Origin of the sequence: Novosphingobium sp. 9, from assembly GCF_025340265.1 — a bacterium.
GTDB lineage: Bacteria > Pseudomonadota > Alphaproteobacteria > Sphingomonadales > Sphingomonadaceae > Novosphingobium.
In genome coordinates this window covers 897,175-909,775 of sequence record NZ_CP022707.1, presented here as the reverse complement: position 1 = coordinate 909,775, position 12,601 = coordinate 897,175, and the positions used below count along the sequence as shown (strand labels likewise).

General features: G+C 65.2%; 12 protein-coding genes. 9 read left to right on the top strand and 3 right to left on the bottom strand.

What is annotated here, in order from left to right; genetic code table 11:
* Nucleotides 1–114 precede the first annotated feature (114 nt).
* Entirely contained in the window at nucleotides 115–954 is an 840-nt protein-coding gene (aroD, locus tag CI805_RS04520; RefSeq protein ID WP_260926652.1) for a type I 3-dehydroquinate dehydratase, read from the top strand.
* A 49-nt stretch (nucleotides 955–1,003) separates the two neighbouring features.
* Here the strand turns inward: aroD and CI805_RS04515 are convergent, their stop codons facing one another.
* On the bottom strand, nucleotides 1,004–1,918 hold the full coding sequence (locus CI805_RS04515; RefSeq protein ID WP_260926650.1) for a DUF3298 and DUF4163 domain-containing protein: 915 nt from the start codon (nucleotides 1,916–1,918) through the stop codon (nucleotides 1,004–1,006).
* A gap of 60 nt (nucleotides 1,919–1,978) precedes the next feature.
* On the opposite strand from CI805_RS04515, the gene CI805_RS04510 reads away from it, so the two are divergent.
* From CI805_RS04510 to CI805_RS04475, 8 genes are all read left to right on the top strand, one after another.
* Entirely contained in the window at nucleotides 1,979–3,382 is a 1,404-nt protein-coding gene (locus CI805_RS04510; protein ID WP_260926648.1) for a leucyl aminopeptidase family protein, read from the top strand.
* Nucleotides 3,383–3,626: 244 nt separating this feature from the next.
* A complete protein-coding gene (locus tag CI805_RS04505; RefSeq protein WP_313958525.1) occupies nucleotides 3,627–3,983 on the top strand; it encodes an SH3 domain-containing protein in 357 nt (118 codons plus the stop codon).
* Nucleotides 3,980–4,909, top strand: a complete 930-nt coding sequence (gene argC / locus CI805_RS04500) for an N-acetyl-gamma-glutamyl-phosphate reductase (RefSeq protein WP_260926644.1) — start codon at nucleotides 3,980–3,982, stop codon at nucleotides 4,907–4,909. The genes CI805_RS04505 and argC overlap by 4 nt, the downstream gene beginning before the upstream one ends.
* 384 nt (nucleotides 4,910–5,293) lie before the next feature.
* Nucleotides 5,294–5,632 (top strand): P-II family nitrogen regulator, encoded by a 339-nt coding sequence (locus CI805_RS04495; RefSeq protein ID WP_260926643.1) that lies wholly within the window; start codon nucleotides 5,294–5,296, stop codon nucleotides 5,630–5,632.
* Between the two features lie 222 nt (nucleotides 5,633–5,854).
* On the top strand, nucleotides 5,855–7,264 hold the full coding sequence (gene glnA, locus CI805_RS04490) for a type I glutamate--ammonia ligase (RefSeq protein ID WP_260926642.1): 1,410 nt from the start codon (nucleotides 5,855–5,857) through the stop codon (nucleotides 7,262–7,264).
* Between the two features lie 1,072 nt (nucleotides 7,265–8,336).
* Nucleotides 8,337–8,741, top strand: coding sequence for a hypothetical protein (locus tag CI805_RS04485; protein ID WP_260926638.1), 405 nt, complete (start codon nucleotides 8,337–8,339; stop codon nucleotides 8,739–8,741).
* Nucleotides 8,742–8,764: 23 nt separating this feature from the next.
* Nucleotides 8,765–9,346 (top strand): fasciclin domain-containing protein, encoded by a 582-nt coding sequence (locus tag CI805_RS04480; protein ID WP_260926637.1) that lies wholly within the window; start codon nucleotides 8,765–8,767, stop codon nucleotides 9,344–9,346.
* 107 nt (nucleotides 9,347–9,453) lie between these two features.
* A complete protein-coding gene (locus CI805_RS04475) occupies nucleotides 9,454–9,987 on the top strand; it encodes a lysozyme (RefSeq protein WP_260926636.1) in 534 nt (177 codons plus the stop codon).
* Nucleotides 9,988–10,022: 35 nt separating this feature from the next.
* Here the strand turns inward: CI805_RS04475 and CI805_RS04470 are convergent, their stop codons facing one another.
* Nucleotides 10,023–10,862 (bottom strand): arginyltransferase, encoded by an 840-nt coding sequence (locus CI805_RS04470; RefSeq protein WP_260926635.1) that lies wholly within the window; start codon nucleotides 10,860–10,862, stop codon nucleotides 10,023–10,025.
* Between the two features lie 394 nt (nucleotides 10,863–11,256).
* On the bottom strand, nucleotides 11,257–12,510 hold the full coding sequence (locus tag CI805_RS04465; protein WP_260926634.1) for a threonine ammonia-lyase: 1,254 nt from the start codon (nucleotides 12,508–12,510) through the stop codon (nucleotides 11,257–11,259).
* Nucleotides 12,511–12,601: the final 91 nt, after the last annotated feature.

Genomic DNA, 12,601 nt, shown 5'->3' with positions numbered 1-12,601 from the left:
CGGATAGTTCATAGTCAGGGCGCGAGCATCAAATCGCGCCGTCATTTTAGGTGGAGTAGGAAAATGCCCCTGTTGCAGCGCCGTGAAACCCTTTCCCTTGGAGCTGTAGCCGGGATGCTTCCCCTGCTCTCCAGCGCGGCAAGCGCCGCCACCGCCAAGGCCGCTCCGGCTCCCGTCCAGATGAAGCCCGTGCGTATCCGCGACGTCGAGATCGGCACCGGCCGCACCAAGACCATCGTCTCGCTGATCGAGGCGACGCCCGATGCGGTGCTGTCCCGCGCCCGCCTGATGGGCGCCATGGCGGAGATCGACGTGGTGGAATACCGCATCGACTTCCTCGACGCCGCGCTCGATCCGCAGGCCGTGGCCGCCACGATGCGCCCGGTCGCCGATGCCATCAAGGGCAAGCCGCTGGTCGTCACCTTCCGCACCAAGGCCGAAGGCGGCCAGAAGGCCATCACCCCGGCCCAATACGCCGCCGTCTACAACGCCGTGCTCGACAGCGGCGCGGGCGACCTGATCGACATCGAGGCCGCGCTGATGGCCGATCCCGCCGTCGCCGCGCTCAAGACCCGCGTGCAGGGCATGGGCCGCAAGGTCATCATGTCGCACCACGATTTCCAGACCACGCCTTCGACCGAGGTCATGGTCGCGCTGCTGCGTCGCCAGCAGGCGCTGGGCGCGGATATCTGCAAGATCGCGGTGATGCCGCACGATCCGGGCGACGTGCTGCGCCTGCTCGACGCGACGTGGACCGTGCGCCGCGATTATGGCGATCGCCCGCTGATCACCATGGCGATGGGCGGCCTTGGCACCGTGTCGCGCGTGGCGGGCGAGATGTTCGGATCGTCGCTGAGCTTCGGCGCGCTGGGCGATCCTTCGGCACCCGGCCAGATCAAGGTCTCGGACCTCAACGAAACGCTCACGCTGCTGCACGGCGCGCTGGGCAAGTAAGAACGAGTGGGTGGGGGGAGGCTCGGCGCTTCCCCTCACCCGTCAGCAATTACCCAGCAGGCGAGAAGCTCGCCCGGTATTGCGGCTTGAGCGCATTCATCAGCGCGGGCGTGACGGGCAGCGTCACTTCATAGGTCCCTTCCGAGTACGGCCCGGCCTCGTAAGGCGGGATCAGGATTCCCACGCGGTCGAACGCCTGCCCGTTGGAAGAACCGAAGATCACCGTCTCCTTGGTCGGGTCGATGCACTGCGTGAACTCGCTGATGGTGCCGCCCATGTTGGCCTGACCGCCGCGCTTGGCCGCGCGCTGGCGGTTCAGCGCCGCGCAGAACGGGGCGTTGATCGCATTCAGGAAATTCGCAGGCGATGTGAACAGGTCCATCGGCTTGCGCTCCTGATTGGTGTTCTTGTCCCACAGGATTTCGCCGAACCACGAATTGCCGTGCGCGCCGCCGGTATAGGCATAGCCCTGCCCCGAAAGACTCAGCCAGTTCGGCAGGTCCGCCACGACCTTCCAGTTGATCTGCCGTTCACCCGCATGGAACGGGATCGGCGTGTTCGTGCTGCCTGCCATCTGATCCGCCGCCGACTTGTCCGAGGCATCCCGGTCCGCCTGCGCCAGACGGCGCGTCTTGCCCTGCTGCTGGGCCAGATCGGCATCGAGCATCGCCTTCAGGCCGGGCAGCGCGCCTGCCGCATCGGGATAGCTGTAGGCGAAGTTGTACAGATCGTTCTGCACCTGCACGGAGCGCCCTGCCCCGGCGCCCGGTGCATCGCTGGCGCCATCGGTCGGCGCATCGGGCGCAGGGCCGAGCATCGGCGGCGTATCGGGCGCGCTGGGCGTCTCCACGCCGGTCAGCGAATCGGACTGGCTGCCGTCGCTGTTCTCGCCCGCCTGCTTCACCGAGGAATCGCAGGCGGCAAGACCAAGGCACAGCGCCAGACCGAGGAGCGGAAGAAGCACGGGACGGGACATTTTTTCTCTCGCAACTTGCGCCCGGTCGGGACTAGGATCACCCCCGACATGAGCGAAAAGACCCCTTTGATAAAGCCCGCATTGATACAACCTGACCGCGGACAGAGCGCAACGGCGATCCACCTTGTGGACAAGGCCGGGCTCGACGCCTTCGTGAAGGCCCGCAGCGGCGGCCAGCGTGCCGCGCTGGAGGCGCAGAAGTTCAAGGCCGCGCCCGGCAGCCACGCGATCGTGCCCGATGGCGAAGGCTGGTTGGTGGCCGCAGGCGTGGCCGATGCCGCTGCGCCCGGCACCTGGTGCCTTGCGAAACTCGCCGAGGTTCTGCCCGCCGGAACCTATCGCTGCACTGGCGCAGAACCCGGCGTTGCAGGAATCGGCTGGGTGCTGGGGCAATACGCCTTCGACCGATACCTCAGCGAACCGTCCGAGGAAGGCCCGCGCGTTCTCCTGACCACTGCCGTCGCCGGGATCGAGGCGACCATCGCCGAGGCGGAAGCGGTCGAACTGGTGCGCGATCTCGTCAACACGCCGCCTGAGGACATGGGGCCTGCACAACTCGAAGCCGAGATCGAGGCGTTGGGCAAGGCACACCGCGCAGAGGTGAAGGTCGTGCGCGGCGACGTGCTGGAGCGCGACTATCCGATGGTCCATGCCGTCGGCCGCGCCGCAGGCCGCAGCCATGCCCCGCGCCTGATCGAACTGGAGTGGGGCGATCCGGCGCACCCGCGCCTCGCGCTCGTCGGCAAGGGCGTGTGCTTCGATTCGGGCGGGCTCGATATCAAGCCTTCGGCAGGTATGCTGCTGATGAAGAAGGACATGGGCGGCGCGGCGCATGCCATCGCACTGGCGAAGCTGGTGATGACCGCGCGCCTGCCGGTACGGCTGCATCTGGTGGTGCCCGCAGTCGAGAACGCGATCTCGGGCAACGCCTTCCGCCCCGGCGACGTGCTGCGCAGCCGCGCGAAAATCTCGGTCGAAATCGGCAATACCGATGCCGAAGGCCGCCTGATCCTGGGCGATGCACTGACCCGCGCGGGCGAGGCCAAGCCCGACCTCATGCTCGATTTCGCAACGCTGACCGGCGCCGCCCGCGTGGCGCTCGGCCCCGACCTGCCCGCGCTGTTCGCCCGCCGCGACGAAACCGCGCAAGCACTGCTCGATGCAGGCACCGCGCATGACGATCCGGTCTGGCGCCTGCCGCTGCACGATGGCTATCGCGAGATGCTGAAAAGCGACGTGGCGGATGTCAACAACGCCGGATCGGGCGGCTTCGCCGGCGCCGTCACCGCCGCGCTGTTCATGGACCGCTTCGTACCCGAAGGGATCGACTGGGCGCATTTCGATACGTTCGCCTGGCGCCCGGCCTCGAAGCCCGGTCGTCCCAAGGGCGGCGAGGCACTGGCCCTGCGCGCCGCATGGCACATGCTCAAGGGCCGCTACGGCGCGAAATAAAAAGCATTTTCTAATCAGGTGGATACACCTGATGACTCGGAAAATGCGACAATCCAAAAATTCCGGAGCAGTTGAGCTGGCGTAGCCAGATCGGAAACTGCCCCGGAAGCTCGTCGGGTGGGGCTGCGAAGGCCCTGCCCGATGGCAAATTCGCCACAGACTTGGCCCAATTCGACGCGAACCTTGCGGAATCGACGGTCCAAGGCTAAGCGCGCGCATCCCAGAACACGGAGAATGACGCGCCTTGGCGACCCAGGATACCCAGAACCGCCCCTATGCGATCGACGGCATGCTTGCCATGACCGGCCCGAGCGTCTCGGTGGAGCCCGGCCATCTGCCGGTGCGCGGCGATCTGGCGCATATCCGCCTCGCCGGTCGCTACTTCGTGCCGCACTATGCCGTGCCGATGCCGCATAGCGCGCGCGCCGGTGCCGTGCTGCGCGCTGCCGGCCATGCGGATGGCGAGACCATATGCACGCTCGACGAAGGCGCCACTTTCGAGGTTCTCGACATCGCCGGAGCATGGGCCTGGGGCCAGCTGGGCGCAGACGGACCGGTCGGCTACGTAGCCCTTGGTGAACTGGAAGTAATTTCGGCATGACGACCCACAGCGTATTCATCGACGGTGCCGCGGGCACCACCGGCCTCGAAATCGCCGAGCGGCTTGCGGGCCGCGAGGAATTCGCGCTGATTACGCTGGACGAGGCCCGCCGCAAGGACGAGGCCGCCCGCGCCGAGGCGATCAACGACGCCGACTTCGTGATCCTGTGCCTGCCCGACGATGCCGCCCGCGATTCGGTGGCGATGATCCGCAACGATCGCACCCGCGTGATCGACGCCAGCTCCGCCCACCGCACTGCGATCGGCTGGACCTACGGCTTCCCCGAGGTGATCGGGCATGACCTGATCGCGCAATCCAAGCGCGTCAGCAATCCGGGCTGCTATCCCACCGGATTCATCGGGCTGCTGGCACCGCTGGTCTCGGCAGGCATGCTCCCGCGCGAATGGCCTTACGTGTGCCACGCGGTCTCGGGCTACTCGGGCGGCGGCAAGGCGCTGATCGCCCGGTTCGAGGAAGATACCGACATCGCCTATCGCGCCTATGGCCTGGCGATGGGCCACAAGCACGTGCCCGAAATGCAGACGCACACCGGCATCACCATCGCGCCGATCTTCGCGCCCGCCGTGGTGCCCGCGCACCGGGGCATGCTGGTCGAAGTGCCGCTGCATCTCGAAGCCATGACCAATGCCGCGACGCCCGACGTGCTGCACGCCGCACTGGTCGAAGCCTATCGCGGCAGCCCGGTCGTCTCGGTCAGCGAGGAGCGCCCGAGCGAACTGCTGCTGCGCGCCTCGATGCAGCCGGTCGATACGCTGGAACTCTCGGTCTTCGCCGCCGCCGATGGCAAGCAGGCGCGCCTCGCCGCCCGCCTCGACAATCTGGGCAAGGGTGCCAGCGGCGCTGCTGTCCAGAACCTCAATATCATGGCGGGCTTGCCCGAAACCGCAGGCCTGCGACTGGGCTGATCGCAGGCGCGCGAAGCTTCACAAAAGTTTCATATACACGCAATAGCCGTTCATCCTCGCGGATGGACGGCTTTTTCATGCCTGCATCGCATCCGCGCGCAAATTGCCCGCTAATTGCCTTCTTTCGCGCAGATGCACAATTTCAAGGCAGCACCTGCACAAATCTTGAACAATCCTTGCGCGATCGCGATGCAGAAAAACGGGCACAATCGTTAGTTGACCCGGCAAATCGTGCAATTCCGCTCTTTTCGCGCCCCCTTCCATGTCCTACCAAGAGCGCATTGGCCTTGGCACGAATCTTGATTGGATTCGCGCGCGAGGCATCTGGTCGCGGACAGCACCAAATTCGCCGTCCGAGAGCACATGCAAAAGGTCCGAATACGCGTGAAGAAGATCGAAGCCATCATCAAGCCGTTCAAGCTGGACGAGGTGAAGGAAGCCCTCCACGAAGTGGGCGTGTCGGGCATTACCGTCACCGAAGCCAAGGGGTTCGGCCGCCAGAAAGGCCACACCGAGCTTTACCGCGGCGCCGAATACGTCGTCGATTTCCTGCCCAAGGTGAAGCTTGAAGTCGTCGTTCCCGACGCTCTGGCCGACCGCGTGGTGGAAGCCATTGCCGACGCCGCCCAGACCGGGCGCATCGGCGACGGCAAGATCTTCGTCACCGCGATCGAGACCGCCGTGCGCATCCGCACCGGCGAACGGGACGACGACGCGCTCTAAGCCGCGCACCGTCCCGGTTCCGACCGGCATCCATCGCATCGCCCTTGCCCGGCTCCGGCCGCGCCACGACGATGAGATGGAGTGCCCGCGAGGAGATCGCCGGTCACACATTTCCGGTTGAAACCGGACCGGGTTCACGCTGGCAGGGGGCCGGCCGACCGGACAGCCAATACCCTCACGACTTCTCCGGGATCGGGGGAGCAACACTGGAGTACCAAGCCGATGGCAACTGCAAAGGACGTCCTGAAGAAGATCAAGGACGAGGAGATCGAGTGGGTCGATCTTCGCTTCACCGACCCCAAGGGCAAGTGGCAGCACCTGACCATGGTTTCGAGCGTCCTGGGTGAGGACGAGCTCGAAGACGGCCTGATGTTCGACGGTTCGTCGATCGAAGGCTGGAAGGCCATCAACGAGTCGGACATGATCCTCAAGCCCGACCTCGATGCCGTTTACACCGATCCGTTCTCGGCCACGCCGATGATGATCCTGTTCTGCGACATCGTTGAGCCTTCGACCGGCGAGCTTTACGCCCGTGACCCGCGTTCGACCGCCAAGCGCGCCGAATCGTTCGTCAAGTCGGCCGGTTTCGGCGACACCGTGTTCGTCGGCCCCGAGGCCGAGTTCTTCATGTTCGATGACGTGAAGTTCTACGACGGCTACGACGGCAACGGCTTCAAGATCGACGACATCGAGCTGCCGACCAACACCGCCAAGGAATACGAAGTCGGCAACCTGGGCCACCGCCCGCGTGCCAAGGGCGGCTACTTCCCGGTCGCGCCGGTCGATTCGGCTGTCGATATCCGCGCCGAAATGGTCTCGACCATGATCGAGATGGGTCTGCCCTGCGACAAGCACCACCACGAAGTGGCGGCTGCCCAGCACGAGCTCGGCCTGACCTTCGGCAAGCTCGTCACCACCGCTGACCGCATGCAGATCTACAAGTACGTCGTGCAGATGGTCGCGCAGGCCTATGGCAAGACGGCAACGTTCATGCCCAAGCCGATCATGAAGGACAACGGCTCGGGTATGCACACGCATATCTCGATCTGGAACGAGGGCGAGAACACCTTCGCAGGCAACGGCTATGCCGGTCTGTCGGAGACCTGCCTGTACTTCATCGGCGGTGTCATCAAGCACGCCAAGGCCCTGAACGCCTTCACCAACCCGACCACCAACAGCTACAAGCGCCTGGTTCCGGGTTACGAAGCACCGGTTCTGCTCGCCTACTCGGCGCGCAACCGTTCGGCCTCGTGCCGCATCCCCTACGGTGCGGGCACCAAGGCAAAGCGCGTGGAATTCCGCTTCCCCGACGCGATGGCCAACCCCTACCTGTGCTATGCCTCGCTGCTGATGGCCGGCCTCGACGGCATCAAGAACAAGATCCACCCCGGCGAAGCCATGGACAAGAACCTCTACGACCTGCCCCCGGCAGAACTCGCCGAAGTTCCGACCGTGTGCGGCTCACTGCGTGAAGCTCTCGAATCGCTTCAGGCCGACCACGCGTTCCTTCTCGAAGGCGGCGTGTTCACCGAGGACCAGATCGAAGCCTACCTCGAACTCAAGTGGCCCGAAGTGCTGCGCTGGGAAACCACGCCGTCGGCTGTCGAGTTCGACATGTACTACAGCGCCTGATCGCGCTTTTCCGCGCTCTTTCGAGCCCGGAAAGAAGAGATCACCGAGGGGGGCGTCCGGAGCGATCCGGGCGCCCTTTCCTTTTGTTTGCAAACACTCGGCACGAACGTCGAATCGGGATCTTCCGGCAAGCCTTGGTTCATCGCGGCAAGGCCATCGAACCTCTCGCCACAGCCGAAGAGCACCCGACGGGGAGGAACCTGACAGGACGCTTCCGCGTTTGCTCTGGCCAGAGGAGATGCCCGATGCGACCGACCGTTCCCGTCCCGGCCCTGCGGCCCGTGCTCATCGCACTCTCGGTCGGCGCCGCCACGACTTCGCTGGCCTTAAGCACCGTGGCTCCAGCCCAGTCGGGCACGCAAATTCAGGCTGCTCCCCACGATCAGAACGATGCGCCTGACGGAGCCCGCAATCCTGTCACCGCCGCGACAGCATCGGGGAAGCATCACCAGGAAGGCAGCCCCCGACAAGGCGGACAGACGGCTCCGGCAACGCGATCGCCCGGCTCCGGCATGACCGGTCCTGCACACCAGACCGCCCAGCCCGCTTCCTCGAAAGATCGTGATACCGGCACGGGATCGACTAACGCCGGGCGCGCCGGAAAGCCTGCCCCGGATCGCGACGATCAGGCACCGCCGCAAACCGCGCCGCAGCCTGCCACGCCTTCCGCAGTCGCAACCGTGCCGCATCCCGAGCCACACGGCAGCGCGCGCCATGAAGCGGCCCACGCCGAGCGCCGCGCCGCAGCCCGTCGCGCGCTGCGCCATGACCTCAAGCAGAGCCGCTTTCGCGACACCCATGGCAGTGCCTTTCAGGTGCCTACCAACGCCCGCGTCCGGGTCGTCACCAATCGCAAGGCGTTCGACTGGGGCGCGCTGGACCAGCGACAGACGTTGCAGGGATGCCCCCCGGCCCTGACCAAGGGGCCGAATTGCGCGCCTCCGGCCCCTTCAATTCTGCCCGCCTCGCTCGCCACCCCCGCACCGCCGAGCGCCTGGAGCCAGCCGGGCTGGTACTTGCGCGATTATGACCGCAACCAGACCTATACGTACTCGGGGGCTACCTGCTGCGCATGGGCACCGGAAACACCGTCGCCAGCTATGTGCCACTGCTGGGTGGGGCGCTCGCCGTCGGCGCGATCTGGCCTGCCGCTGTGCAAAGCGCTGCCTTGCCCGACTATTACAGCACCTATTTCGGTCTGGGAGCAGCGGACACCTATCGCTATTACGACGATACGCTTTACCGCGTTAACCCACAGGGCAATGCGATAACCGCAGTCGCCGCGCTGCTTACGGGAAATACCATTGCGGTCGGCAAGGTAATGCCTCCGGGCTACGACATCTACAACGTGCCCTATGGCTATCGCGACCAGTACGTCGATGGGCCGGACGCGCTCTACCGCTACAGCGACGGATATATCTACCAGCTCGACCCGAAAACCCGGATGGTGCGCGCCGCCATCGAAATGCTCGACTGACGGCCAGAGCAAGGACAGACCCCATGCGCATGACACTCCGCACCACCGCCTTTGTCTTGCTGCTGGCAGCAGGGCTCTCTGCCTGTTCCGGCAAGACGCCCAGAGCCGATGCCTCGACCAGTGCGGCAGAAGATCTGGCCGCCGTCGTCCCCGGCGACACCTCGCTTCCCGATGCGCTCGACAATGCCGCAGGCCTCCAGACGGTGGCCGAAGCGCTCAAGACCACCGGGCTTGGCGACATATTTGCAGGTAAGGCCAGCTATACCCTGCTCGCTCCCAGCGACGATGCCTTTGCGGCGGCGGGCGATGCCACCAAGGCGATCACCGGCTCGACCGACCAGTCCGCGCTCGCCGCGCTGCTCAAGGCGCACATCCTGCCCGGCTACGTGACCCGCCACGATATCGCCGCAGCGATCGAGGCCAGCGGCAGCAAGGCGGCTGCGACCATGACCGACATGGCAGGAACGACGCTCACCTTCACGAAAACCGGCGACGTGATCACCGTCACCGCGCCGGACGGCAGCACCGCCACCCTGTCCGGCGATGCCGTGGCGGGCAAGGAGAGCCTCGCCCTGCCTGTCGATGCCGTCCTGAAGAAGCTGTGATCCCGGTCCGGGCAGCACAGCAAGGTTTACAAGACGGTAACTGTCCTACAACCGGGACACCTGCGCAGGATTTCCTCGGCCACCCCTTTTGAGCCGGAGTCCTGCCCATGTCCGCCACTTTCGCGCCAGCCGTTGCCATTGGGGACGAATTCAAATCGCTGACCGCTTCCGTTCGCCCTGTCGGTGCGACCGGAATCGCGCTCGTCCGCAAATGGGAGGGCTGCGCACGCAAACGCAGCGACGGCAGGATCGAGGCGTATCCCGATCCCGGCACGGGCGGGGCGCCATGGACGATCGGCTGGGGCGCGACCGGGCGAGGCATCGTGCGCGGAACGGTATGGACGCAGGCGCAATGCGATGCGCGTCTGGAAAGCGATCTTCAGCGCTTCGCCAGGGACGTAAGCCGCGCGATCGGTTCAGCGCCCACCACCGCCAACCAGTTCGATGCCCTCGTCTCCTTCCATTACAACACGGGGCAGATCGCCAGCGCCACGCTCACCCGCAAGCACCGCGCAGGCGACCATGCAGGCGCACGGGCCGAATTCCTGCGCTGGATCAATGCAGGCGGCCGGGCGATGGAGGGATTGCGCCGTCGCCGCGCGGAAGAGGCGGCGCTTTACGCCCGGCCCGATAACACCTGAAGAAACAGCGCCTGAAAAATGCCGGGCGGCCTCGATCAGATGCCGACGCGCGGCATTCCGTCCTTGGCGCCATGCGAGACAGGCTCATCGCTGTCCTTACGCGGCGCCACCGCCCCCGCAATCAACCGGTCGTGCTCTTCGCAGCCGATCCGTTCCCAGCCGTTGCGACCAAGGCGCTCCATCGGGCGATAGCGGATCTTGTACTGCATCCGCCCCGAACCCTCGACCCAATAGCCGAGGTAGACGTAATCCAGTCCCATCTCGTGCGCGCGCTGGATATGGTCGAGGATGATGAAGTTGCCGAGGCTGCCGCGTGCCGGATGATCGGGCTCATAGAAGCTGTAGATCATCGAAAGCCCGTCGCACTGGCGATCGGTCAGGCAGGCGCCGATGAGGCGACCGGGGGAGATGCCGTCCGTGGACGGCTCACGATATTCGACGACATATGTCGTGACCGGCGTGTGCTCCACCATGTCGGCAAAGTCGACCTCGTCCATGTTCGCCATGCCGCCATCGGGATGGCGCGAGGCGAGATAGCGCTGGAGCAGTTCAAACTGCTCGCTGGTGGACCAGGGACGGCAGACAGTGACGATCAGGTCATCATGGCGCTTCATCGTGCGCTTCTGCGAAGCAGACGGCGCAAATTCACCCGTCACCACGCGCACGGAAACGCAGGCGTTACAGTCAAGGCACGAAGGGCGATAGGCGACGGTCTGGCTGCGACGAAAACCGATCCGGCCCAGCGCATCGTTGAGCGAATCCGCCTGCGGCCCCTTCAGTTCCGTGAACACCTTGCGCTCGCTCCGGCCCGGCAGATAGGGGCACGGCGCGGGGCTCGTCACGAAGAAGCGGGGAAATCGAACCGGAGCCGTCACGAGGCCTGCTGTCCTTTATTCGGGCTTTTGCCCTGCCAATGGGGTCTACGCCCTGCGCCTGAAAGCCAAATATGCCACACTGGCTCCGGCTTGAAAGAGCCTTAACCACAAATTCGGAGCCATCGGGTCCGAATTTGCCCCAGGATGGCACTCTGGCGTGCTCCCCTGTCCCGGTTCGGGGCGTTCGACCGGCCGCAAGGCACCGACAAACGTTAACAAACCGCCTGCGATACCTGCAAATCCGGCTACGTCAGAGCGAAACACTCACCCTTTGCAATGCACCAGGACGCAAAGTAGTTTCCGGTAAAGATCGTGCGGGCGCGCTCCGGTCTGCTCACGGCCGGTCTCAAGCCGGCTCAGAGCCTATGCGGACCGGGCGCGCGCCCGCCTCTCCCTACTCGGTTTCGACCAGCTTCACTTCGTAGCCTTCGCGGCGAAGGCTGCCGATCAGGGCGTGAAGCTGCGCGCTGTCCCGCGCCTCGCACTCGATCTCGGTGACGAGACCCTTGGCGGGCAGGTGCGTGAAGATGCGCTGGTGGAAGACTTCGATGATGTTGACGTTGTGCTCGTGGAAGACCTTGGCCACCTTGAACAGCGCGCCTGCGCGATCCTGAAGGCCGATCTTCAACCGTGCGAGACGGCCCGAGCGGGCCAGATCGCGCAGCAGCACGTTCGCCAGCAGGCGCGTGTCGATATTGCCGCCCGACAGCACGATGCCCACCTTGCGACCGGCGAACAGTTCCGGGTTGTCACGCACGGCAGCGAGGCCGACCGCGCCCGCGCCCTCGACCAGCGTCTTCTCGATCTGCAGCAGCAGCGCCAGCGAGCTTTCGATGCTGGCCTCGCTGACGAGCAGGAAATCGTCGAGCGATTCCTTGAGCACCTTCGAGGTGAAATGCCCCGGCTCCGCCACCGCGATGCCTTCCGCCAGCGTATCCCCGCCGACCGGCAGACGCGTGCCCTTGAGCAGGTTGAACATCGAGGGATAGAGCTGTGCCTCGACACCGATCAGGCGGATATCGGGGCGAATCTCCCGTGCAATCGTGCCCATGCCGGTGGCAAGGCCGCCACCGCCCACCGGCAGCACCAGCGTGTCGATCTCGGGCACATCCTCGAGCATTTCGAGCGCGACCGTGCCCTGCCCTGCGGCGACATGCGGATCGTCGAAGGGGTGCAGGAAAGTGAGGCCCAGTTCGGTTTCCAGCTTGCGGGCATGGGCATAGGCCTCGTCGAAAGTCTCGCCTTCGAGCACGACCTTGCCGCCCACGCTCTCGGTCTGCATCACCTTCACCATCGGCGTGGTGCGTGGCATGACGATCGTGACCGGCACGCCCAGTCGCGTGCCGTGATACGACAACCCTTGCGCGTGGTTACCTGCGGACGCGGCGATCACACCGCGCGCTTTGCGCGAATCCTCCAGCAACATCAGCGCGTTGAGCGCGCCGCGCTCCTTGTAGGCGGCGGTGAACTGCAGGTTCTCGAACTTGAGCCAGATGTCGGCGCCGGTAATCGCGCTCAGCGTCTTGCTGTGCATCGTCGGCGTGCGAACGACCTTGCCGCTAATTCGCCGAGCCGCTCCGCGAACGTCCTCTGCGGTCAGCAGCGCCCTTTCGGGGGCCGTAGCGATCTGTAGCTCTGGCTGTTCCATAGTGCAGGCGCGCCTACCGGAAAGCGGAACGGATGAAAAGCGAAGAGGGGGCGATGATGAAAGAAAAATGCGCAACTCAAGCGCGTGCGGA